Source organism: Arthrobacter sp. CJ23, from assembly GCF_024741795.1.
Lineage (GTDB): Bacteria > Actinomycetota > Actinomycetes > Actinomycetales > Micrococcaceae > Arthrobacter.
Map to the genome: position 1 here is coordinate 2,914,331 of NZ_CP102950.1, position 22,273 is coordinate 2,936,603.

Annotated in this window: 19 protein-coding genes and 1 tRNA gene; 12 read left to right on the plus strand and 8 right to left on the minus strand. The window is 66.9% G+C overall.

Features of this window, described 5'->3' with window-relative positions; translation table 11 throughout:
- Positions 1-26 precede the first annotated feature (26 nt).
- The 7 genes from bcp to NVV90_RS13015 all read left to right on the plus strand — a co-directional run bounded on the left by bcp (position 27) and on the right by NVV90_RS13015 (position 9,303).
- Positions 27-500, plus strand: coding sequence for a thioredoxin-dependent thiol peroxidase (bcp, locus tag NVV90_RS12985; protein ID WP_258437695.1), 474 nt, complete (start codon positions 27-29; stop codon positions 498-500).
- A gap of 125 nt (positions 501-625) precedes the next feature.
- Positions 626-707 (plus strand) — tRNA-Leu (locus NVV90_RS12990).
- 184 nt (positions 708-891) lie between these two features.
- A complete protein-coding gene (locus NVV90_RS12995) occupies positions 892-2,556 on the plus strand; it encodes an ABC transporter substrate-binding protein (protein WP_258437696.1) in 1,665 nt (554 codons plus the stop codon).
- 79 nt (positions 2,557-2,635) lie between these two features.
- Positions 2,636-4,141, plus strand: a complete 1,506-nt coding sequence (locus NVV90_RS13000) for a malate:quinone oxidoreductase (protein WP_258437697.1) — start codon at positions 2,636-2,638, stop codon at positions 4,139-4,141.
- A gap of 179 nt (positions 4,142-4,320) precedes the next feature.
- Complete coding sequence (locus NVV90_RS13005) at positions 4,321-7,521, plus strand: efflux RND transporter permease subunit (protein WP_258437698.1); 3,201 nt, start codon at positions 4,321-4,323, stop codon at positions 7,519-7,521.
- 202 nt (positions 7,522-7,723) lie between these two features.
- Complete coding sequence (locus NVV90_RS13010) at positions 7,724-8,842, plus strand: LLM class flavin-dependent oxidoreductase (RefSeq protein WP_258437699.1); 1,119 nt, start codon at positions 7,724-7,726, stop codon at positions 8,840-8,842.
- Complete coding sequence (locus NVV90_RS13015) at positions 8,842-9,303, plus strand: MarR family winged helix-turn-helix transcriptional regulator (RefSeq protein ID WP_258437700.1); 462 nt, start codon at positions 8,842-8,844, stop codon at positions 9,301-9,303. Before NVV90_RS13010 ends, NVV90_RS13015 begins: the two co-directional genes overlap by 1 nt.
- Before the next feature lie 53 nt (positions 9,304-9,356).
- On the opposite strand, the gene NVV90_RS13020 is transcribed toward NVV90_RS13015, so the two are convergent.
- Positions 9,357-10,163, minus strand: coding sequence for a transglutaminase family protein (locus tag NVV90_RS13020; RefSeq protein WP_258437701.1), 807 nt, complete (start codon positions 10,161-10,163; stop codon positions 9,357-9,359).
- A 72-nt stretch (positions 10,164-10,235) separates the two neighbouring features.
- Complete coding sequence (locus tag NVV90_RS13025; RefSeq protein WP_258437702.1) at positions 10,236-11,066, minus strand: hypothetical protein; 831 nt, start codon at positions 11,064-11,066, stop codon at positions 10,236-10,238.
- Positions 11,067-11,224: 158 nt separating this feature from the next.
- On the opposite strand from NVV90_RS13025, the gene NVV90_RS13030 reads away from it, so the two are divergent.
- From NVV90_RS13030 to NVV90_RS13045, 4 genes are all read left to right on the plus strand, one after another.
- On the plus strand, positions 11,225-11,896 hold the full coding sequence (locus NVV90_RS13030; RefSeq protein WP_258437703.1) for a DUF1684 domain-containing protein: 672 nt from the start codon (positions 11,225-11,227) through the stop codon (positions 11,894-11,896).
- 116 nt (positions 11,897-12,012) lie between these two features.
- Positions 12,013-12,612, plus strand: a complete 600-nt coding sequence (locus tag NVV90_RS13035; protein WP_258437704.1) for a DM13 domain-containing protein — start codon at positions 12,013-12,015, stop codon at positions 12,610-12,612.
- Between the two features lie 103 nt (positions 12,613-12,715).
- Positions 12,716-13,564 carry a fumarylacetoacetate hydrolase family protein gene (locus NVV90_RS13040; protein WP_258437705.1) on the plus strand — a complete coding sequence of 283 codons (849 nt, stop codon included), beginning with the start codon at positions 12,716-12,718 and terminating at the stop codon, positions 13,562-13,564.
- A 17-nt stretch (positions 13,565-13,581) separates the two neighbouring features.
- Complete coding sequence (locus NVV90_RS13045; RefSeq protein WP_258437706.1) at positions 13,582-14,064, plus strand: GtrA family protein; 483 nt, start codon at positions 13,582-13,584, stop codon at positions 14,062-14,064.
- An 85-nt stretch (positions 14,065-14,149) separates the two neighbouring features.
- Here NVV90_RS13045 and NVV90_RS13050 read toward each other — a convergent pair whose 3' ends face one another.
- The 6 genes from NVV90_RS13050 to NVV90_RS13075 form a co-directional block, all read right to left on the minus strand.
- Positions 14,150-15,307 (minus strand): cysteine desulfurase family protein, encoded by a 1,158-nt coding sequence (locus NVV90_RS13050; protein ID WP_258437707.1) that lies wholly within the window; start codon positions 15,305-15,307, stop codon positions 14,150-14,152.
- A 7-nt stretch (positions 15,308-15,314) separates the two neighbouring features.
- Positions 15,315-16,187 carry a carboxylating nicotinate-nucleotide diphosphorylase gene (gene nadC / locus NVV90_RS13055; protein WP_258437708.1) on the minus strand — a complete coding sequence of 291 codons (873 nt, stop codon included), beginning with the start codon at positions 16,185-16,187 and terminating at the stop codon, positions 15,315-15,317.
- A complete protein-coding gene (gene nadB / locus NVV90_RS13060; RefSeq protein ID WP_258437709.1) occupies positions 16,180-17,982 on the minus strand; it encodes an L-aspartate oxidase in 1,803 nt (600 codons plus the stop codon). The genes nadC and nadB overlap by 8 nt, the downstream gene beginning before the upstream one ends.
- Positions 17,983-18,036: 54 nt before the next feature.
- On the minus strand, positions 18,037-19,344 hold the full coding sequence (gene nadA / locus NVV90_RS13065) for a quinolinate synthase NadA (protein WP_258437710.1): 1,308 nt from the start codon (positions 19,342-19,344) through the stop codon (positions 18,037-18,039).
- Positions 19,341-20,060, minus strand: a complete 720-nt coding sequence (locus NVV90_RS13070; protein WP_258437711.1) for an NUDIX hydrolase — start codon at positions 20,058-20,060, stop codon at positions 19,341-19,343. Before NVV90_RS13070 ends, nadA begins: the two co-directional genes overlap by 4 nt.
- A 76-nt stretch (positions 20,061-20,136) precedes the next feature.
- Positions 20,137-20,610, minus strand: a complete 474-nt coding sequence (locus tag NVV90_RS13075; RefSeq protein WP_258437712.1) for an Lrp/AsnC family transcriptional regulator — start codon at positions 20,608-20,610, stop codon at positions 20,137-20,139.
- Between the two features lie 177 nt (positions 20,611-20,787).
- Here NVV90_RS13075 and NVV90_RS13080 point away from each other — a divergent pair, with 177 nt between their 5' ends.
- The gene (locus NVV90_RS13080; RefSeq protein ID WP_258437713.1) at positions 20,788-22,164 is read left to right on the plus strand and encodes an amino acid permease; all 1,377 of its coding nucleotides are present in this window, start codon (positions 20,788-20,790) and stop codon (positions 22,162-22,164) included.
- Positions 22,165-22,273: the final 109 nt, after the last annotated feature.

Here is a 22,273-nt window from a genome sequence, read left to right on the forward strand (position 1 = left end):
TCGCGAACGCAAGCAAGGAGCACATTTTGGCTGAACGACTTACCCCCGGCACCGCCGCCCCCGACTTCACGCTGAAGAATGCGGAAGGCAAGGACGTCAGCCTCTCCGACTTCCGAGGACGCAACACCATCGTCTACTTCTACCCGGCAGCGTCCACCCCTGCCTGCGCCAAGCAGGCCTGCGACTTCCGCGATTCGCTGGCCTCCCTCCAGGCGGCCGGCTACGAAGTAGTGGGGATCTCCCCGGACCCGGTCAAAGATCTCGCAAGGTTCGTGGCGGAAGAAGCCCTGACGTTCCCCTTGCTGTCCGATGAAGGGCACGCAGTGGCAGACGCCTATGCCGCCTGGGGAGAGAAGAAAAACTACGGCAGGACCTACATGGGCCTGATCCGCTCCACCATCGTGGTGGACCCCGACGGCAAGGTGGCCGTGGCCCAGTACAACATCCGTGCCACCGGCCATGTGGCCAAGCTCCGCAGGGATCTCAAACTGGACAAGTAGTTCAAGCCTGCCAAGTGGCCCAAGCCTGTCCAGTAGCAGGTACACTGGACGCGGCATACGGCGCCGGGCCTTTCCAACAGGACCCTTTTCCAACAGGACGAGGACCGGCGGCCGACGCCGGCCTTGCGCGAGTGGTGAAATTGGCAGACACGCAGGATTTAGGTTCCTGTGCCTTCGGGCGTGGGGGTTCAAGTCCCCCCTTGCGCACACATGAAATGCCCCGGTCCCCGGACCGGGGCATTTCCGCGTCCGGGACGGACCGCGACGGCGCCGGGCCGGGCCACGCCGGGCCACGCCGGGCCGCGCCGGAGACTCAGGGCGTTCCCCTAGACTGGAACGCGGTCCGGCTGCAGCCGGCCACAGCCCATCCGACGGTCTTGAGGGGACGAGAGTGGCAAGCAGCAAGATACGCCGGACAGCGGTGCGAATCGGGGCCGGTCTCCTGGCCCTGGCGTTGACCTCCTGCACGGGGGCACCGAATCCGCCAGCCACCTCCGCCACCAGTTCCGCACCGGCCGAGCCGAGTGCCACCTTCAACTTCGGCACGCCGTCCATGCCCCTGGGGCTCGATCCTGCCGTAACCTCGGATTCCGAGTCGTACCGTGTCACCCGCCAGATCCTGGAGGGCCTGGTGGGCGTGGACGGCGCCACCGGCCAGCCCACTCCCCTCCTCGCCACGGAGTGGAAGAACAGCGAGAACGGGCTCAGCTACGACTTCACCCTGCGCAGCAAGGTGCTCTTCCACGACGGCACGCCCTTCGATGCCGCCGCCGTGTGTGCCAACTTCAACCGCTGGTTCAGTTTCCCGGCGGCGCTCCGCCAGCAGGCCCCAGGCATCTCGTTCAAGGGCATCTTCAAGGCGTACTCCGACGAGCCGGTCTTTTCGATCTTCAAGGACTGCACGGTGGTGTCCACGGACAATGTCCGGATCAACCTCACCCGCCCGTACACGGGTTTCCTGCAGGCCCTGACCCTCCCGGCGTTCGCCATGTCCTCGCCAACCGCGATGGCCGCGCAGAAGGCCGATGTGCTCGACCAGCTCCGGAACGGCCAGGCAATGTCCGCCTATGCCGGCCATCCGGTGGGCACGGGCCCCTATGTCTTCACCTCCTGGGACAAGGACAAGGTCACCCTGTCCACGAGCAAGGCCTACTGGGGCAACCGCGGGCAGATCGCCACGGTCAACTTCATCCCCTATGACCATGCGCAGACCCGGCAACAGGCACTGCTGGACGGCAAGATCGACGCCTACGACTTCGTGACGCCCGGTACCTTCGACGAACTGGTCAAGAAGGGCCTGCCGATCATCCAGCGCGATCCCTTCTCTGTCATGTACGTGGGCATCAACCAGGCCGTGGCACCCCTGGACAAGCTCGAGGTGCGGCAGGCAATCGAGCTGGCCATCGACAAGGAAACCCTGATCCGGAAGTTCTTCATCGACAACACGGCCCAGGCCTCCCAGTTCGTGCCGCCCAAGCTGAGCGGCTTCAACAACAACGCGCCGGCGCTGGGCTACGACCCCAAGAAGGCCAAGGACCTCCTGGAGAAGGCCGGATACAAGGGCGAGGAACTGAAGTTCTACTACCCGCTTAACGCCACCCGCGCCTACATGCCGACGCCGGAGAAGATCTACGCCGAGATCAGCCGCCAGCTGGTGGCCGTGGGCCTGAACATCAAGCCCGTGCCGGTCGACTGGGAGGACGGCTACCTCCAGAAGGTCCAGTCCCCCGGCGATCACGCCCTGCACATGCTCGGCTGGAACGGCGCCTACGCCGACGCCGACAACTTCCTGGGGCCGCTCTTCGGCGAGAGCCGGGGCGAGTTCGGCTATACCGACTCGGACGTCTTCCACAGGATCGAACGCGCCCGCGGACTGCCCGACGGCGATGCGCGCAACACCCAGTACCAGGGCATCAATGCGTCGATCGCCGCCGCGGTTCCGGCCGTACCGATCGCTTTCCCGATCTCGGCGCTGGCCCTGTCCGACAAGGTGGAAAGTTACCCTGCCTCCCCTGTATTGAACGAAGTTTTCACAAACGTCCGGCTAAAGCCTTGACGATTCGCGGCAATTTCAGTTATGGGATGCTGCGGGGATATTCTGTGACAGCCAGTGCCGCCGCTACCGGAGATTGATCGTGACCTTCATTTCCAAGACCCCCCACGCAGACGTCGTCCTTATTGGCGGCGGAATCATGAGCGCCACCCTCGGCGCCTTCATCAAGCAGCTTGAACCCACCTGGACCATTTCGCTGTTTGAGCGGCTGGACGAGGCCGGACTGGAAAGCTCCGGCCCGTGGAACAACGCCGGCACGGGGCACGCAGCCCTGTGTGAGCTCAACTACACGCCCGCAGCCAAAGACGGCAGCGTGGACCCGGCCAAGGCCCTCCACATCAACGAGCAGTTCCAGCTGTCCCGCCAGTTCTGGTCCCACCTGGTGGACAACCAGCTGATCGGATCCCCCAAGGGCTTCATCAACACCGTGCCGCACATGAGCTTCGTGCTCGGCGATGACCACTCGAACTTCCTCAAGAAGCGCTTCGAGGCCCTCAAGCCGCACGCGCTGTTCCGGAGCATGGAATACACCGAGGACCAGGCGCAGATCGCCAAGTGGGCCCCCCTGGTCGTCAAGGGCCGCGACGCCAAGCAGCGCGTGGCCGCGACCCGCGCGGCTGAAGGCACCGACGTCGACTTCGGTGCGCTGACGCGCGAGCTGACCGGCTATCTCCAGGACAACGGCGCGGAAATCAACTACGGCCACGACGTCACCAACGTCAGCCGCTCCGCCGACGGCGGCTGGGACCTCACCACGAAGCACCCCGCCTCCGGCGAGCACGGCCGCATCCACGCGAAGTTCGTCTTCGTTGGCGCAGGCGGCGGCGCCCTTCACCTGCTGCAGGCCTCCGGCATCCCGGAGAGCAAGGGCTACGGCGGCTTCCCCGTCTCCGGCCAGTTCTTCCGCTGCACGGATGACTCGATCACCTCGCAGCACAGCGCCAAGGTATACGGCCAGGCCTCCGTGGGCGCTCCGCCCATGTCCGTCCCGCACCTGGACACCCGCTACGTTGACGGCAAGCGCTCCCTGCTGTTCGGCCCGTACGCCGGCTTCTCCACGAACTTCCTGAAGACCTCCAGCTACCTGGACCTTCCGCTGTCCATCCGCCCGGGCAACATCATCCCGATGCTGGCGGTAGCCAAGGACAACATGGACCTGACCACCTACCTCATCAAGGAGGTGGCCAAGCGCCACGGAGCCAAGGTGGAGGCCCTGCGCGAGTACTACCCGCAGGCCGCCGGCGGCGACTGGGAGCTCATCACTGCCGGCCAGCGCGTGCAGATCATCAAGAAGGACCCCCGCAAGGGCGGCGTCCTGCAGTTCGGCACCGAGGTCATCGCGTCCCGCGACGGTTCCATCGGCGCCCTGCTTGGTGCTTCCCCGGGAGCCTCCACGGCCGTCCCGATCATGATCGAACTCTTGCAGAAGTCCTTCCCCAAGAACTTCAAGGGATGGCAGTCCAAGCTCAAGGACATGATGCCGGGCTACGGCGTCAAGCTGAACGACAACCCGGAGCTGGCCGCCGAACTCGAAGCCAGCACGGCACGCTCGCTGCAGCTGGAAGTGGCCAACGCCGTCCAGAGTTAGTCCCCACCGCCACCCTCACCTCGCTACGCTCGGTCAGGGAACCCGGGCGGCGTGGGCCCACCCACCGCCACCCTCACCTCGCTACGCTCGGTCAGGGAACCCGGGCGGCGTGGGCCTACACCGGGCTGCGGTCGCTTCCCGTCAGCCGAGTCATTCCGTAGACGTCAGGAGTCGATGCAATGTTCCGCCTGGCCAAGCTGTCCCTGGGAAACCGGGCCCTGATCGCGCTGATCACCGTCTTTGCGGCGGTGTTCGGCGTGATCACCATGGGGTCCCTGAAGCAGGAACTCATTCCGTCGATCGAGTTCCCGCAGATCACGGTCGTGACGTCCATGCCGGGCGCCTCCCCGGAGGTGGTGGACAAGCAGCTGAGCCAGCCGCTGGAAACGGCGTTGAACAGTGTCGAGGGGCTTGAGTCCACGACGTCCACGTCCCGCAACGGCGTTTCGCAGATCACCATGGTGTTTGCGTACGGTTCCAACCTGGACCGTGCACGCAACCAGATCGACCGTGCCATCTCCAACGCCAAGCGCGTGTTGCCGGCCGACGTCGAGCCGCAGTCCATCGCAGGCAGCATCAGCGATTTCCCGATCATCTACCTTGCGGTGTCCTCGGACAAGCCGCTGAGCGAGCTGAACGCCGAGCTGCAGCGACTGAGCGTTCCCAGGCTGCTGAAGATCGACGGCGTCCGGGGAGCCGATGTCACCGGCGGCTCCCGCCAGCACATCCTCATCCAGCCCCGCCCTGCGGACGTGGCCGCAACAGGGGCCTCGGTCCAGTCCATCGGCAACGCCTTGAAGAACAACGGAACCCTGATTCCAGTCGGCACCATCGAAGACCAAGGCAAGACGCTGTCGCTCCAGCTCGGCAGCCCCGTGGATTCCCTCGACATCATCAAGGCATTGCCGCTGGCCGGCGCCAAGGCCGCAACCACGATTGGCAGCGTGGCTGACGTCAGCATTGCGGATGACGCCGCAACCTCCATCACGCGCACCAACGGCAAACCCAGCCTCGCGTTGTCTGTCACCAAGAAGCCTGACGGCGACACGGTGGCAATTTCCCACGCCGTGCACGAGGCCATTGCCCCGATGGAAGCTGAACTGGGCAACAATGCGAGCTTCACGCCCGCGTTCGACCAAGCTCCGTTCATTGAGAAATCCATCAAGGACCTCACGACGGAGGGCCTTTTGGGACTTGGGTTTGCGGTCGCGGTCATTCTGGTCTTCCTCATGTCGGTCCGGTCCACCCTGGTCACTGCCGTGTCCATTCCGCTGTCCCTGCTGATTACCTTCATCGGTATCTCAGCCACTGGGTACTCACTGAACATCCTCACGCTGGGTGCTCTTACCATCGCGATCGGGCGAGTGGTTGACGATTCGATCGTGGTCATCGAGAACATCAAGCGCCACCTCAGCTACGGCGAACACAAACTCACCGCGATCCTGACGTCCATCCGCGAGGTAGCGGGCGCCATCACGGCCTCCACCCTCACCACGGTGGCAGTCTTCCTTCCGATCGCTTTCGTGGGCGACCTTGCCGGCGAGTTGTTCCGTCCGTTCGCGTTGACAGTGACCATAGCCCTGCTGTCATCCCTGCTCGTCGCCCTGACGATAGTTCCGGTCTTGGCCTACTGGTTCCTCAAATCCCCCGCAACCGGCGCTGATTCGCCGGGGACGGCCGCCAAAGATGCCGCGGACAAGGCCAGGCAAGCGGAACAACGGAGCCGGCTTCAGCGCAGCTACCTTCCGATCCTCTCGAAAACCCAAAAGCACCCGGTCATGACGTTGTCGGCCGCTGCGTTGATCCTCGTCGCGACCGTGGCCGTCTCCCCCCTCCTGGCCACGGACCTCCTGGGACGGTCCGGCGAGAACAGCATGACGGTCCGCCAGGTCCTCCCTGCCGGCACCAGCCTCCAGGCAACCAGCGATGAAGCCGGGAAGATCGAGGACCTGCTCCGCGGCATGGACGGGATCAAGGACGTCCAAGTGACTTCCGGCAACGCCCAAACAGGATTTGCGGCCTTGATGTCCACGGGCTCGTCCAACTCGACCTTCACGATCGTCACCGATGAGAAGGTCGACCAGAAGAAGCTCCAGGATGACGTCCGGGCCAAGCTGGAGGGAGCGGCCGGCAAGATCACCGTCGGATCCCAACAGGGTGGCTTCGGCACGTCATCCACCGTGGACATCACCATCAAGGCCGCCAACACGGCAGAGCTGCGTACAGCCAGCGATGCCATGGTCAAGGCCATGGACGGCGTGCCGGGCAGCACAGAGGTAGCCACCAACCTGGCCTCAAGCCAAGCAGTGGTCCAGGTCCGCGTAGATAGGGCCAAGGCGGTGGCGGCGGGCCTGACGGAAGAACAAGTGGGCGCCTTCCTGGCATCGACTGTCAGCCCCATACCTGCCGGCACTGTGCGCATCGAGACCAACGACTACCCCGTACAGATCGGCCAGGGAACGCGCTTCACCAGCATCGCCGCGGTGCGCGGGCTGAAGGTCCCGACGGCGGGAGGCGGGGTGGCGCTGGAAAGCATCGCCGCCGTCGAGCAGGTGGACACTCCGGTGTCCATCACCAGCAGCAACGGCCAGAGGACCGCCAAGGTGACGGTGACGCCGTCGGGCGGAAACCTGGGGGCCGTCAGCTCCGCCGTACAGGAACGCCTGGCCTCGGTGGAGCTTCCGCCTGGCGTGACCGCCGCGATCGGCGGCGCCACCACCCAGCAGGCCGAGTCCTTCCGGCAGCTCGGGCTCGCATTGCTGGCCGCCATCGCCATTGTCTACGTCATCATGGTGGCCGCCTTCAAGTCGCTTGTTCAGCCGCTGATACTGCTGGTTTCTGTCCCCTTCGCTGCCACCGGCGCCGTGGGCCTGCTGCTGGTGACGGGTGTTCCGTTGGGCCTGCCGTCGCTGATCGGCATGCTCATGCTGGTGGGCATCGTGGTCACGAATGCGATCGTGCTGATCGACCTCATCAACCAGTACCGCAAGCCGCACGACGGCAGCCCCGGCATGAGCGTGGCCGACGCCATCACCCACGGTGCGCGCCAACGCCTCCGCCCCATCCTGATGACGGCTTTGGCTACCGTTTTCGCTTTGACTCCCATGGCGCTGGGCCTCACTGGTGGCGGCGGCTTCATTTCGCAGCCGCTGGCGATCGTGGTGATCGGCGGGCTGGTGTCCTCCACGGCGCTGACCCTGGTCCTGGTGCCGGTGCTCTACAAGCTGGTGGAGGGGCGCCGGGAGAAGCGGGCCCTGCTGCGCTCGATGACGGAGCGCCCCGAGGTCCTGCCCGGCGGCGGCGAGGACAAGGATTACTTGACCACCGGGATGATGTCCAAGGTCTCCGGCCGCCGCGCGGCCAACGCGCCGGCCGAATAGCTTCCGGGCCCTGCGTGGCCCGCACCGCACGCCGCCCGCCCTCACTGCCCGCCGCCCACACCGCCTGCCCTCACCGCCCGCCCTCACCGGGAACAAATCCCCCGGCAGCACTGTTGCAAGCGGTGATACATGCAAATGCATCTAGTTTGGGATACACTGTTGGAAGAACCCCGGCACAACCGGGCAGGCAGGAAGGCACACCATGGAGATCGGTATTTTCAGCGTCAGTGACATCACCACTGACCCCACCACGGGCCACACGCCCACCGAGAACGAGCGCATCAAGGCCTCAGTGGCAATCGCCAAGAAGGTCGAAGAGATCGGCATGGATGTCTACGCCATCGGCGAGCACCACAACCGCCCCTTCTTCTCCTCCTCCCCCAGCACCACGTTGGCCTACATCGCGGCGCAGACGGAACGCATCACGCTGTCCACGTCCACCACGCTGATCACCACGAACGACCCCGTAAAGATCGCGGAGGACTTCGCCATGCTCCAGCACCTGGCGGACGGCCGCGTGGACCTCATCATGGGCCGCGGAAACACCGCCCCGGTGTACCCCTGGTTCGGCAAGAACATCCAGGACGGGATCGAACTCGCCATCGAGAACTACTCGCTGCTGCGCCGCCTCTGGGACGAAGACACCGTCAACTGGAGCGGCAAGTACCGCACCCCGCTGCAGAACTTCACTTCCACACCGCGCCCGCTGGACGGCGTGGCCCCCTTCGTGTGGCACGGTTCCATCCGCAGCCCGCAGATCGCCGAACTGGCCGCGTACTACGGTGACGGCTTCTTCGCCAACAACATCTTCTGGCCCAAGGAGCACTACCAGCAGCTGATCGGCCTGTACCGCGAGCGCTACGAGCACTACGGCCACGGCAAGGCAGACCAGGCGATCGTCGGCCTGGGCGGGCAGTTCTTCATGCGCAAGAACTCCCAGGATGCCGTCAAGGAATTCCGGCCGTACTTCGACAATGCGCCCGTCTACGGCCACGGCCCGTCCCTGGAGGACTTCACCTCGCAGACGCCGCTGACCGTGGGCAGCCCGCAGGAAGTCATCGAGAAGACGCTCACCTTCCGCGAGCACTTCGGCGACTACCAGCGCCAGCTGTTCCTGGTGGACCACGCCGGCCTGCCGCTGAAGACCGTGCTGGAGCAGCTTGACCTGTTCGGCGAGGAAGTCCTCCCGGTGCTGCGCAAGGAGTACGCCGCCCTCAAGCCGGCACACGTTCCCGATGCCCCCACGCACGCCTCGCGCGTCGCTGCGGCCCTGGAGGCACGCGTCGGATCCGTGGCCGAGACCGCGGGTGGGGACGCCTGATGTCCGGCCAGGCAAGCTCGTCCTCTGTGCGCCTCGCCGCCGAGACCTGGGAAGCGCTGTTCCGTTCCCAGGTGGCGGTGATGCGGCGGCTCCAGGCCGCACCGGCCTTCAAGAAGATGCCGGCCAAGGAGTACGACGTGCTGTTCACGCTCTCCCGCTGCCCCTCCGGCAAGCTGCGCCTCAACGAGATCAACGACAAGGTCCTGTTGAGCCAGTCCAGCCTGAGCCGGCTGGTGGACCGCCTTGAGAAGCGCGGGCTGGTGGCCCGGGAAGCAGCGCCCGACGACGGCCGCGGGGTCCTGCTCGAACTCACCGAGGCGGGTCTCGAGCTGCAGAAGACGATCGGCCGCGAACACGTCCGGGACATCGCGGACCTGGTGGCGCCGGCGTTGACCGCTGCCGAACAGCGCGAACTGCTGCGCCTGACGGAGAAGCTGCGGGCTTCGGTCAGCGGCCACTGACTGCGGCTGCCGTGCCGGGCGGTGACCGGCACGGCAGACTGCCTGGTGCAGCGCTAGTGCAGGACGACGAGCTTGGCCGGATCCTCTTCCGGCTGCTCGCCGGCCACCTCGGCGGTGACCTTCAAGGTCTTGAGTGACAGGCTTCCGCCCACCGTGGACAGGAAAGCGGTGTCCGAGGAGTCGCGTCCGGCGGTGATGCGGAGCATTGCCTCCCGCGGCGCCAGCCCGGTGGGGTCGATGACATGCCAGGCGCCGTTGATGTGTGCCTCGGCCACGGCATGGAAGTCCATGGGGCTCAGCCCGGGCGCGTAGACGGCGGTGAGCCGCGCCGGGACGTCCTTGGATCGCAGCAGCGCGATGGCCAGGTGCGCGAAGTCGCGGCAGACGCCCCTGCGGTGCAGCAGCGTCTCCACGGCGCCGTCGGTTCCGCGCGAGGAACCGCTGACGTACCGGAGTTCGCCGTTGACCCAGTCGCGGACCGCCTGGAGCAGTTCTTCGCCGCGCAGGCCCCCGAATTCGGCGTAGGACGTGGGAAGCAGCCGGTCCGATTCCGCATAGCGGCTGGGGCGCACGTACCTGATGAGTTCCATCTGCGAGGATTCATCCGGAGCGCCGAAGCCCACCACGGTTGCCTGGTAGTCCACGGTGACTTCGCTGGGCTCGGCGAACTCCATGTACTGGAAGCGCCCGCCATGGTGGTCCGTGAGTTCCGCGAAGGGAACATCCAGCCCGTCCACCGTGATGGACAGGGTCTCAGTCAGTGATTCGTAGCCCGGATTGCTCGCCACGGCGATGGCCATGGCCACTTTGGTGTCGGCGACGGTCTTGAATAGCAGCTTGGCAGAAACGTTGCGTTCCATGGATCTCCGGGGTGTGGTGCGGCACGACAGCCCCCGATGTCGCCGTTGTCTTCTTGATCAGCCAACCGCGGACTACAGATTGACCTTCAGAGACAGTAGCATCCGCTGGACGTTTGCGAATTCCGGGCTTTGCTCGACGTACTTGGCTGCCTGGTCCAGGGTGTCGAAACTCTTGGCCGGAGCAACCTTTTCGTCGGCCGCAAAGGCATGAATGGCGGCCAGGTCGCCGAAGAAGTAGTCTCCCTGGCCTGCCGGGCCCTGCACCCGGTTCCTCAGTTCGCAGGCCTGCCCGTCCGCCCCGGCCACCATGTTGGTGATGCCGTAGGAGCCGAAGAACCTATAGCCCTGGATGACCCGGAACACGGCGTGCGGCGTGATGGTCCCGGCCTCTGCGGAGTGCGGCAGGTCCATGGGCACGCTGTTGATCACCACATAGGGACGCCCCTCGCCGGCCGGGCAGGCGAGGGGAGCAGCCGCTGCCATTCCCGTGTGCAGAGTGCCGAGGTACCGGCCCCCGGCATCCTTGACCACCACCTTCACGGCGCCGGGCAGGGAACCGGCCTCCGGGGCCTCCGACTGGGCGATCCAGTCCCGGGGCAGCTCGAACGCCACCTTCTTGGCCGGATCCGTGTACGTCTTCCAGGCCGTTGCCGTGGCGGCCTGCCCGGGAACGGAAGCGGACGGATCCGACGGCGAAGCGGAGGTGGCGGGCGCGGAACCTTCGCCCGCCGTCGTCGTGCTCCCCGGCTGGGGCGTCCCGCTCAGTGAGCTGCCATTCGAGGAACTGCCGACAGCGGGCTCCGGCCCGCGCTTCCCTTCCGTGGTGCAGCCCGCCGTCGCGGCCAGCACCAGGACCGCCGCCAGGACCATGGAATGCTTCACGGGGATCCGATTGCCTCTCATGCGGCCAGCCTAGCGGCGCGGGCCGGGAGGGGCGGCAGGACCGGCAGCGTTTCGCAATCCCGGGTCCGCGTCCGCCCCTCGCAGGGGCCCACGATGCCAGGGTTCCCTGGCCGAAGCGAAGCGAGGTTAGGGAGGCATTGGGGATTAGGCTGGGGAGCATGGCTCCCGATCATTTTGATGAGGCTGAGGACATACTGCCGGAGATGTCGGCGGTGGATATCGCGGACTGGCGCCTGCGGACGTTCGCCCTGTACGACGCCGTCCGCCGGATCGCCGCAACGGACCCCTTTGAAGCCCATGTCTACTGGCGCCAGGAGCGGGACCGCATGTTCGCCACGCATCCCGCCTCCGCACTGACACCGGCCATGAAGGCGGAGTTTTCCGGGCTGCGAACAGCCGACTATGATCCCGCGTTCAGGCTGTATGCGGCACTCTCCGGCGAGGGGGCCGGGCAGGAAATGAACGTCCGGACCGGCACCGACGGCGTGGTGCCCTTCGTGCGGCTGGGCACCTTCGAGCTGCCCGGCCTGGGAGCGCTCGCCGCGTGGCGGCTCCGCAGCTACGGCGGCGGGATTTTCGTCCCGTTCCGCGATGCCACGGCCGGGAAGGCCAGCGGCAGCTACGGCGCCGGCCGGTACCTGCTGGACACCGTCAAGGGCGCCTTCCATGGTGTCCGCGGATCCGACGGCGGCCAGGAGTTCATCCTGGACTTCAACTTCGCCTACAACCCATCCTGCGCCTACAACGAGGCCTGGGCCTGCCCCCTGGCCGGCCCGGACAACCGGCTCGCGGCTGAGATCCCGGTGGGAGAGCTCTACCCCGTGTTGTGAGGTCCGCTTTACGTCCTGCGGGCATGCCAGGGACGTGGAGCGGGCCCCGCAAAACGGTAATCGGACGGTAATCCTTGGCGCCCCCACGGGATGCCTCCCGCGCCTAGCCTTAAAGCATGACGCCCCGACTCCGCACAGCCATCCGCCGCCACCGCGCGGCCGCCACGGTGGCCTGCATCCTCCTGCTGGCGGCAGTGGCCGTGGGGGCAGCCCTGTTCCAGCCGTGGAGGCTCTTCACCAGCAGCCTGGTGGACGAGGCCCTGCCGGGCACGACGGCGGCAGCCTCCGCCCCGCCGGCCACTACAGCGCCAGCCGGCACGGCGCCGTCGGGCATGGAAACCAGTACGCCGGCACCGTCCAGCCCGGCGCCCGCGGCGCCCGTCTTACTTTCCAGCGGGGCCTTCCAGTCCCAGGAGCATGCCACCAGCGGAACGGCCAGTCTGCTCAGGCTCCCGGACGGCAGCCACGTGGTGCGGCTCGAGAACCTGGCCAGCAGCGACGGGCCCGATGTGAAAATCTGGCTGAGCAGCCTGGAGGCGGGCGGGGACTGGTTCAAGTACCGTTCCGGCAGCTACCTCGATCTTGGGCCCATCAAGGCGACGCACGGCAACCAGAACTATGCCGTGCCGGCCGGCACCGACCTTTCGGGGCTGAGCACGGTGGTGCTCTGGTGCGACCGCTTCAGCGTGGCCTTCGGTTCCGCGGCGCTGGGGTGAATTTCTTCCGCTGAACGACTTGCGGGGCCCGCCCTACGTCCGTGGGAGTGTTCTTGGAACGTAAAGGAGGCCTCGCAACGAGCGGAGGACGTAGGATGTCTTCATGACTGTCAGCGCACCCCGCCGCCTTGCCCGCGTCCGCCCGCTCTCCGCGGTTGCCCCCGACGAGCACTTCTTCGTGGCGAACGATGCCCCGGACTTCGCCTCCGGGGCCGGCCGGGCCTGGACGGTCATCGATTCCCCCTTCACGGGCTCCCGCGCGAACACCAACAGCCCGGCCCGGCCCGGCTGGGAGAGCGGCACCGTGGTGGACCAGGACTCGTTCACCTTCCTCGCTCCGTCGCTTCCCGTCAACGTTTTCGGCATGGCCCACAACACGGGGCAGCCCGGCCGCGATCTCCCGCCGCAGGCCTTCCACAAGGCGGCGTCCAGCGTGATCGGCCCGGGTGAGGCGATCGAGCTGAGCTCAGCGGTCGGTTACGTGGACCCGGAAGCTGAACTGACCGTCGTCGTCGGCCGTACTGTGCGCGGCCTGACGCTGGAGACCGCCCGCAGCGCCATCCTGGGCTTCACCATCGGCAACGACGTCTCGGCGCGCGATCTGCAGAAATCGGACGAGCTGTGGATCAGCGCCAAGAGCCAGGACACCTTCACCCCGGCCGGCCCGTGGATCGTCACGGAACTCGACGATTCGGATTTGTCGATCGGCATCGTCCACAACGGCACGGAGCTGAAGGCCGCCAGCAGCGCCGACCTCGGCTGGAAGGTGGACGAAATCCTGGTCTACCTGACCTCCTTCATGACCCTGCAGCCCGGCGATCTGGTGCTCACCGGCTTCCCCGCCGAATGCGCCCGCATCCAGCCCGGAGACACCGTGGTGTGCCGCGTTGAGGGCATCGGCGAACTCAGCAACCCGGTCAAGGCAGCTTCCTGGGAGGAAACCCCCGCCTGATATGTCAGGCTTAAGCCATGGAGAATGCCGCGGAGACCACACAGTTACTGGAGTCTCCCGGGAAGAAGCCACGCAAACGGCACAGCGGCATCCTCCGCTATCCTGCCGTGCGGCAGCTGCTGCGCTTCACCGGCGTCGGCGTCATCTGCACCGCAACGTCCCTGGCCCTGTACGCCCTGCTCCGCCAGTGGATCGATCCGCAGTTTGCCAACGCGGCCGCGCTGATCATCACCTCGGTCATGAATACGGCCCTGAACCGCAGGCTGACCTTCAAGATCACGGGCAGCCGGAAGCGGATGCAGGACCACCTGAACGGCCTCATCGTGATTGCGGTTGCCCTGGTCATCACGGGAGGCAGCCTGGGGATCCTGCACTGGTTCCACCCCGGGGCCACGGTCACGGAGGAGCTCTGGACCACCACGCTGTCCGGCTTCCTCGCCACGGCGGTGCGGTTCACGCTGCTGCGGCACTGGATCTTCCGGCGCGCCCGGCACGTCTGACCCTTCTCCAAGCAAGTAGCGCCATCTGTCGTTTTGGAGCCTCATAACGACAGATAGCGCTACCTGGTTGGGCCGGGACGCGGGTTTAACGTTTGCCGAGCCCCTGCACGGCCCCGACGGCGGTCTGCACGGCTGCCGCTGCCTGTTCCAGTTCCTCGGCGGTCACCGTCGAGTTGAAGCTGAAGCGCACGGCGGTCTGCGCCACCTCCGCTTCCAGGCCCAGCGCCAGAAGCACGTGCGAGGGCGCGTCCGAGCCCGCGGCACACGCCGATCCGCTGGAGCAGACCACGCCGAGGCGCTCGAGCTCCAGCAGCACGGATTCGCCGCTGGTGCCGGGGAAACAGAAGGAGGCCACCGAGGGCAGCCGCTCCGTGCGGTGTCCGGTGAGCAGGGCGCCCGGAACCGTGTCCAGGATGCTGGCGATGAAGCGCTCGCGGAGCCCGGCAACGCGGGCGGCAAGGTCCGGCCGCTCGGCGTGGGCCAGCGTCAGCGCCGTGGCCAGAGCCACGGCACCTGCGACGTTCTCGGTGCCCGAGCGGCGTCCGCGCTCCTGCCCGCCGCCGTGCACCAGCGGCTCGACCCGGATCCGGCCGCGGACGTAGAGCACGCCCGATCCCTTAGGGGCACCGAGCTTGTGGCCCGAGATGCTGAGCGCACCCACGCCGAGGGCCTTGACATCGAGCGGCATCCAGCCGGCGGCCTGCACCGCGTCCGTGTGGAACGGCACGCTGTGCTCCGAGGCCACGGCGGCCAGTTCGGCCACGGGCTGGACGGTGCCCACCTCATTGTTGGCGTACATGATGCTCACCAGGGCGGTCTCCGGCCGGAGTACGGCCCGCAGGGCGTCCACGGAGACCCGCCCGTCGGCGCCCACGGGAAGGACGTCCACGGCAAATCCATGGATCCGTTCCAGGTACCGCGCCGATTCCTCCACCGCGGGATGCTCGACGGCGCTGATGACCACGCGGTTGAGCGCCGGATCCGCTGCCTGCCGGGCCAGGGCGATGCCCTTGATGGCGAGGTTGTCCGCCTCCGTGCCGCCGGAGGTGAAGGTGACCTCGCCGGGGCGGCAGCCGAGCACCCTGGCCACGGCCGCCCGGGCCCCGGCGAGCGCCGATGCCGCCGCCTCGCCCAGGGTGTGGTGGCTGGAGGGGTTGCCGAACTCGCCGCTCAGGTAGGGCCACATGGCCTCGAGGACCTCGCGGCGGACGGGCGTGGTGGCGGCGGCGTCGAGGAAGATCATGGCCGCGTCAGCCGGCCCTCAGTTCGACGTCCAGGCCCAGGTCGAGCGCGGCCACACTGTGGGTGAGGCCGCCGATGGAGATGACGTCCACGCCCGCGGCGGCGATGTCCGCCACGGTGCGGAGATTGACGTTGCCGCTGGCTTCCACGATGGCGCGCCCGGCCACCTGCTTGACGCCTGCACGGAGCTCGTCGAGGCTGAAGTTGTCCAGCATGATGGTGTCCACGCCCGCGGCGAGGACGGGCTCGATCTGCTCGGCGCTGTCCACCTCCACCTCGAAGTGCGTGGTGTGCCCCAGCTGGGCCTTGGCGGCTGCGAGCAGGGCGGTGAGCTTGGCGGGGTCGCCGCCGGTCATGACGGCCAGGTGGTTGTCCTTGGCCAGCACGGCGTCGGAGAGGCTGTAGCGATGGTTGGCTCCCCCGCCGCAGCGTACCGCGTAGCGCTCCAGCACGCGCAGGCCAGGCGTGGTCTTGCGGGTGTCTGTGATGCGGGCCTTGGTGCCTTCGACGAGCTTCACGAATTCCGCCGTCTTGGTGGCGATTGCGCTCATGCGCTGCACGAGGTTGAGCCCGACCCGTTCGGCCAGCAGCACCGAGCGGGCGCTGCCCCTCACCCGCGCGAGATGGGTTCCGGCGTCGAACGCTTCGCCGTCTGCAAGCAGCAACTTCACGTCCGTCTCCGGATCTATGAGCTTCATGGCGTCGCGGAAGACGGTCCCGCCGCTGAACACGCCGGGCACGCGGGCATTGAGCACGGCGGTGGCCCGGGCCTCGGCCGGGATCAGCAGCTGGGAGGTGATGTCGCCGCTGGGCGCGTCCTCGGCGAAGGCCCGCTCCAGGATGTCCCGGACGGGTGCTGCGGGGAGGGTCAGGCTAGTCATTGACGAGGCTCGCTTTCCGGCTCATGGTGTAACGCTTGTCAAAATCGTCGACGGCGGCCGCTCCCGGCACGCTGTCGCTGCGGTAATGCGCCCCCAGGGACTCCCGCCGCTCCCGGGCAGCATGCACCAACAGCTGCGCAGCCAAGAGAAGATTCGTATCCTCGTGCTCCCGGGGATCCAAGGAGTCAGGCACGCTCTCAGGAAGCACCTCCCCCTCCCAAAACCCAAGAGCTTCCGCAGCTTCGGCCAACAACCCTCCGTCACGGATCACGCCGGCCTTGGCAGTCATCAGCCGACGAAGAGCGGCCCGGGAAAACTGCTCCGGCTCAGCCAACGAGACTTCACCAGGCCTCGGAACGGCGTCAAACTCCCACGCACTCGGGGCGGCGGCGTCGTCGAATACCCCCGGCAGTTCCAGAGGTCCCGAAAGCGCCGTTGTCGCGTGATCGCCCGAACCGGCCGCCGAGCTTGCGAGGCGATCGCCGGTACGAGGCGGGAGCGCAGGCGCCGAGGGATCTGTGGAACTGCCGTCAAGGAAAGCAGCAACAGCCCGCCGTCCGAAGACGAGTCCTTCAAGGAGCGAGTTGCTCGCCAGCCGGTTCGCTCCCTGCACGCCGGTGCACGCAACCTCGCCGGCGGCCAGCAGCCCAGGCACCGAGGTCCGGCCGTGGAGGTCCGTCACCACGCCGCCCATCCAGTAGTGCGCCGCCGGGGCAACGGGAACCAGTTCCCGGGTCCAGTCGACGCCGGCCTGGCGGGTGCGTTCGCTGATGGTGGGGAAACGCTTTTCGAGGAAGCCCTGGCCATGCCTGGCCTCCACCGCCATGGCGTCGAGGAAGACGTGGCCGTTGGGGTCGCCGAGCGTGGCGAGGTGCAGGGCGATGCTGCGGGAGACGACGTCGCGCGGGGCGAGTTCGGCGTCCGGGTGGTAGGCGGGCATGAAGCGTTCGCCGTTGGCGTCCAGCAGGATGGCTCCTTCGCCGCGGACGGCTTCGGAGATGAGCAGCGGCTCGGCATCGTTGCCTGCGGCTTCCAAGGCATCGGCGTGCAGGACCATGCAGGTGGGGTGGAACTGGAAGAACTCCAGGTCCGCCACCGCGGCTCCGGCCCGCCAGGCGAGCGCGAGCCCGTCAGCGGTGGCCACGGCGGGGTTGGTGGTCTGCGCGAACAGCTGTCCCGCTCCCCCGGTGGCGAGCAGCACGGCGTCGGCGTGGATGCCCAGCTCCCGTCCGTCGTGGAGGAAGGTGACGCCCACCACGCGGCCCTCGTCCTGCGCCAGGGATGTGACCTGGGCGTGCCCGATCACCTGGATCCTGTCCGCGGCCTGGGCGTCCAGGACGGTCCGGATGAGTGCCCGGGCCACGCCCGCGCCGGTGGCGTCTCCGCCGGCGTGCAGGATGCGCGGCGCAGAGTGGGCGGCTTCGAGCCCCAGCGAGGGGTCGCCGTCGTCGTCCATGTCGAAGCGCACGCCGAAGCGCTCCAGGCCCGCAATGTCCAGGCGCGCCTCCGTGCAGAGCACACGGACGGCGGCCTCGTCGCAGTGCCCGGCCCCGGCCTTGAGGGTGTCCGCGATGTGCGCGGCCACGGTGTCTCCCGGCGCGGGCTCGTCCAGGACCGCGGAGATGCCGCCCTGGGCGTAGTAGGTGTTGCTGTCCGCGAGGGCGCCCTTGCTCAGCAGCACCACCTCGGCGCCGGCGTCGGCGGCAAGCAGCGCGGAGTACAGCCCCGCAATACCGCTCCCGACGACGATCAGCCGCGGACGCTGTGGGCTGTCCGCAAGGCTTTCTGTGGTCATGTGGGGCTCATTTCGGCGATGGCCTGAAGGGCCGGGTCAGCTGGGTGGGTGGCGCTACAGCGGGCGGGATGCCAGCATGCGCTCCAGCGCGATCTTGGCGTTGTCCTGCACCGAGTCGTCGACGGTGATGCGGTTGACGATGCGTCCTTCGACGAGTTCCTCCAGGACCCAGGCGAGGTAGCCGGGGTGAATGCGGTACATGGTGGAACAGGGGCAGATGACCGGGTCCAGGCAGAAGATGGTGTGCTGTGGGTTTTCGGCGGCCAGGCGGTTCACCATGTTGATCTCGGTGCCGATGGCGAACGTGGTGGGCTCGGTGGCCGCGGCGATGGCCTTCTTGATGAAGTCGGTGGAACCGGCGGAATCGGCGGCGTCCACCACCTCCATGGGGCATTCGGGGTGCACGATCACGTTGACGCCGGGGAACTCGGCGCGGGCCTTTTCGATCTGGCCCACGTTGAAGCGCTTGTGCACCGAGCAGAAGCCGTGCCAGAGGATGACGCGGGAATCGAGCAGCGCCTGTTCGTCGTTGCCGCCCAGTTCCTTGCGCGGGTTCCACATGGGCATCTGCTCCAGCGGCACGCCCATGGCCTTGGCGGTGTTGCGGCCCAGGTGCTGGTCGGGGAAGAACAGGACGCGCTGACCCCGTTCAAAGGCCCATTCCAGCACCACCTTGGCGTTGGAGGAAGTGCAGACGATGCCGCCGTTGCGGCCGCAGAAGGCCTTCAGGGCGGCGGAGGAGTTCATGTAGGTGACCGGGATGACGGGGACTCGGCCGTCGGCGTCGGGCTCGGTGCCGAAGATCTCTTCGAGCTGTTCCCAGCATTCCTCCACGGAGTCGGTGTCCGCCATGTCCGCCATGGAGCAGCCGGCGGCGAGGTTGGGCAGGATCACGGCCTGTTCCGGGGTGGAGAGGATGTCCGCGGTTTCGGCCATGAAGTGCACGCCGCAGAAGATGATGGCCTGGGCCTCGGGCTTGGTGAGCGCTGCGTTGGCCAGCTGGAAGGAGTCGCCCACGAAGTCGGCGTACTGGATGACTTCGTCGCGCTGGTAGAAGTGGCCCAGGATGACGGCGCGGTCGCCGAGCTTTTCCTTGGCGGCACGGATGCGTGCGTCCAGCTCGTCGTCGCTGGCGAGCTTGTATTCCTCGGGCAGCTGGCCCTGGCGCGGAGTTCCCTTGGGCGCCACGTCGCTGCTGGAGGCACCGGGGCCGTAGGCGGGGGCGCCGGCCAGGGATTCGGCGAGGTCATATTCCCAGGGACCCTTGGCCAAGGCAGGGCTGCACGTGGCTCCGGCGGCGGAGAGGCCCTTTTCGGCTTCTTCCCGCGTGATCAGCTGGACGGCAGTGTTGACGCTGCTCATGGTGTACTCCTGTTGTCTGGCCCGAGGCCGGGCGTGCCTGTGAAGCGGTAGAGGCGTGGCGGACGGTGTTTTCCGCCTTGCAGGTATTCACCGGTTTCTTCGATTTCCGGCGTGGCTTTGATTTGGCGGCGGAAGTTGGCCGGGTCCAGCTGGCGGTCCAGCACGGCCTCATACACTTCGCGGACCTGGGCGAGGGTGAAGAATTCCCCCAGCAGGTGGTAGGCAATGGAGCCGTAGGCCATCTTGTTCCGCAGCCGCCAGAGGGCGTAGTCCACGATGGCGTTGTGGTCGAAGGCCAGCTCGCCAAGGCGGTCCGCCCGGAACCAGCGGACGTTCTCGGATTCCTCGGCCAGGGCGGCTTCCGTGGGCTGGACCAGGGCCCAGTAGACGATGGACACGACCCGCTGGCTCGGCGAGCGGTGCAGGCCGCCGAAGGCGTAGAGCTGCTCGAGGTATTCCGGGGCAAGGGAGGTGGTTTCGCGCAGGTTCCGCGAGGCGGCGTCCTGAAGGGATTCGTCGTGCCCCAGGGGGCCGCCGGGGAGCGCCCACATCCCCCGGAAGGGCTCGCGGATGCGCTGCACCAGCGGCAGCCACAGGGTGGGCCGGCCGGATGTTTCGCTGGGCCGCAGGGCGAAGATCACCGTGGAAATAGCCAACGACGGCGGCGCGAGCCTGCGTTCGGATACATTGGCGGATCCTGCAGTCACGGCGTTCACCCCGCTTCGTTAGTTAAAGTCACTTTGACTAGAACTAATGATACGACCCGCCGCATGCAGTGCAAAATACTCCGCGTCACACTGGTCCGGCGGCAGCCTCCAGCAGCGGCAGGGTGCGGCCCTGGATGTGGCTGTTCAACACGATCACGGAGGAGCAGCGCACCACGGACTTGGTGGCGATCATGGCGTCCAGGACCCGCTGCATGTCCGGATTGGACCGCGCCGCGATCCGGACCATGAGATCCGAATTGCCCGTCACCGTGTGGATTTCGATGATTTCAGGGATGGCCCCCAGGGCCTGGATGATGGCATCATGGCCGAGCTCCTGGGTGATGGTGACCGAACAGAAGGCCACCACGGGGAAGCCGAAGCTCGCCGGATCAGGCTGCGGGACCCACGATCCGATGACGCCGGACTCGAGCATGCGGTCCAGCCGCGACTGCACCGTGGCCCGTGCGACGTGCAGAACCCGGGACGCTTCCAGCACGGACGCTCGCGGCGAGTCCGTGAAGAAACGTACAATTTTCGCATCAAGTGCATCGACCAGCATCAAAGTTCCTGTCGCCTGGGATCAAAGACCATCACATCAGAGCCTCAGAAAGTGATGTATCTTACAAACTGCGAGAATTATTCCATGCCTTCGGGTGCGCCGTCGACGCCGCACCCGGATTGCCCATGAGGCCGGCATGGACCTCCCCACCATGTAACCCATAGAAGGTAGACACGCATGACAACGAAGTCCATCGCGGCGACCGCGCCATCAACAGGCCTCGGTCACTCCCTCAAACCGCGCCAGCTCACCATGATGGGCTTGGGCAGCGCCATCGGCGCAGGCCTCTTCCTCGGCTCGGGCGCAGGCGTCCAAGCCGCCGGCCCCGCCGTCCTGATCTCCTACCTCGTCGCCGGAACCCTGATCATCCTGGTCATGTGGGCCCTGGGCGAGATGGCAGCAGCCAACCCCAACAGCGGCGCCTTCTCCGTCTACGCGGAAAAAGCCATGGGCAAGACCGCCGGCTCAACGATCGGCTGGCTCTGGTGGCTGCAGCTGGTGGTGGTCATCGCCGCCGAAGCCCTGGGCGCGGCCGGCCTGCTGTTCTCCATTTGGCCGGTCATCCCCATCTGGGTGCTGGCGCTGGTCTTCATGGTGGCGTTCACCGGCATCAACCTCGCGGGCGTGAAGAACTTCGGCGAATTCGAGTTCTGGTTCGCCATCCTGAAGGTCGCGGCCATCGTGATCTTCCTGGCCATCGGCGCCGCCCTGCTGTTCGGCTGGCTGCCCGGCACCGTCTCCCCGGGCCTGGCCAACTTCGGCACCTTTGCCCCGGCCGGAATCGGCGGCATCGCGGCGGCCCTGTTCGTGGTGATCTTCGCCTTCGGCGGCACCGAGATTGTCAGCGTGGCCGCCGCCGAAACGGAGGATCCCGCCCACAGCGTCGGCAAGGCGGTCCGCACCGTGCTCTGGCGCATCCTGGTCTTCTACATCGGCTCCGTCTTCGTCATTGCCGCAGTGCTCCCCGTGGGCTCGGCGGGCCTGAAGTCCCCGTTCGCCGGCGTCCTGGACCTGGCCAATATCCCGGGCGCGGGCGCCGCCATCACCCTGGTGGCCGTCGTCGCCCTCCTCTCGGCACTGAACGCGAACCTCTACGGCGCCTCCCGGATGATCTTTTCCCTCTCCGAACGCGGCGAGGCCCCCGGCTTCCTGTCCCGGCTCAGCGGCGCCAAGGTACCGGCCGCCGCCGTCGGCGTTTCCGTTGCGTTCGGCTTCATCGCGACCGTCCTCGAGCTGCTCTTCCCGGAGCGCGTCCTGCCGGCGCTGCTCAACCTGGTGGGCTCCACCTGCCTGGTGGTCTGGGGCACGGCATTGGTGTCGCAGCTGATCCTGCGCCGCCGCGCCGACCGCGAAGGCACCGAGCTGCCGCTGCGCATGAAGGGCTTCCCCTACCTGACCATCTTCGGGCTGGCCCTGCTGGCCCTGATCTTCGTGGTGGGCTTCGCCAACCCGGAGAGCGCCGGGCAGCTGATCGGCACCTTCCTGCTGATCGTCGCAATCGCCGTGGGCTGCTTCATCAACGCCAAGGTCAAAGCGGGCAGCGCAGCGCAATAGCGTTTGTTCACCACATCGAAAGCGTCCCTCACAGTTTGTTTGGTGAGGGACACTTTCTTTTGCCAAAATTGTACAAAGTGTGCGGTTTTTGATGCGCTTATTGCACAGA

Excerpts from the sequence above, each read along its gene's own strand:
- NVV90_RS13075 (WP_258437712.1), bottom strand. The coding sequence starts at position 20,610 with ATGCTGGTCGATGCACTTGATGCGAAAATTGTACGTTTCTTCACGGAC.
- NVV90_RS13010 (WP_258437699.1), top strand. The coding sequence starts at position 7,724 with ATGGAGATCGGTATTTTCAGCGTCAGTGACATCACCACTGACCCCACC.
- NVV90_RS13005 (WP_258437698.1), top strand. The coding sequence starts at position 4,321 with ATGTTCCGCCTGGCCAAGCTGTCCCTGGGAAACCGGGCCCTGATCGCG.
- NVV90_RS13050 (WP_258437707.1), bottom strand. The coding sequence starts at position 15,307 with ATGATCTTCCTCGACGCCGCCGCCACCACGCCCGTCCGCCGCGAGGTC.
- NVV90_RS13045 (WP_258437706.1), top strand. The coding sequence starts at position 13,582 with ATGGAGAATGCCGCGGAGACCACACAGTTACTGGAGTCTCCCGGGAAG.
- NVV90_RS13040 (WP_258437705.1), top strand. The coding sequence starts at position 12,716 with ATGACTGTCAGCGCACCCCGCCGCCTTGCCCGCGTCCGCCCGCTCTCC.
- NVV90_RS13020 (WP_258437701.1), bottom strand. The coding sequence starts at position 10,163 with ATGGAACGCAACGTTTCTGCCAAGCTGCTATTCAAGACCGTCGCCGAC.
- NVV90_RS13030 (WP_258437703.1), top strand. The coding sequence starts at position 11,225 with ATGGCTCCCGATCATTTTGATGAGGCTGAGGACATACTGCCGGAGATG.
- NVV90_RS13080 (WP_258437713.1), top strand. The coding sequence starts at position 20,788 with ATGACAACGAAGTCCATCGCGGCGACCGCGCCATCAACAGGCCTCGGT.
- nadA (WP_258437710.1), bottom strand. The coding sequence starts at position 19,344 with ATGAGCAGCGTCAACACTGCCGTCCAGCTGATCACGCGGGAAGAAGCC.
- NVV90_RS13025 (WP_258437702.1), bottom strand. The coding sequence starts at position 11,066 with ATGAGAGGCAATCGGATCCCCGTGAAGCATTCCATGGTCCTGGCGGCG.
- nadB (WP_258437709.1), bottom strand. The coding sequence starts at position 17,982 with ATGACCACAGAAAGCCTTGCGGACAGCCCACAGCGTCCGCGGCTGATC.
- NVV90_RS13035 (WP_258437704.1), top strand. The coding sequence starts at position 12,013 with ATGACGCCCCGACTCCGCACAGCCATCCGCCGCCACCGCGCGGCCGCC.
- NVV90_RS13015 (WP_258437700.1), top strand. The coding sequence starts at position 8,842 with ATGTCCGGCCAGGCAAGCTCGTCCTCTGTGCGCCTCGCCGCCGAGACC.
- nadC (WP_258437708.1), bottom strand. The coding sequence starts at position 16,187 with ATGACTAGCCTGACCCTCCCCGCAGCACCCGTCCGGGACATCCTGGAG.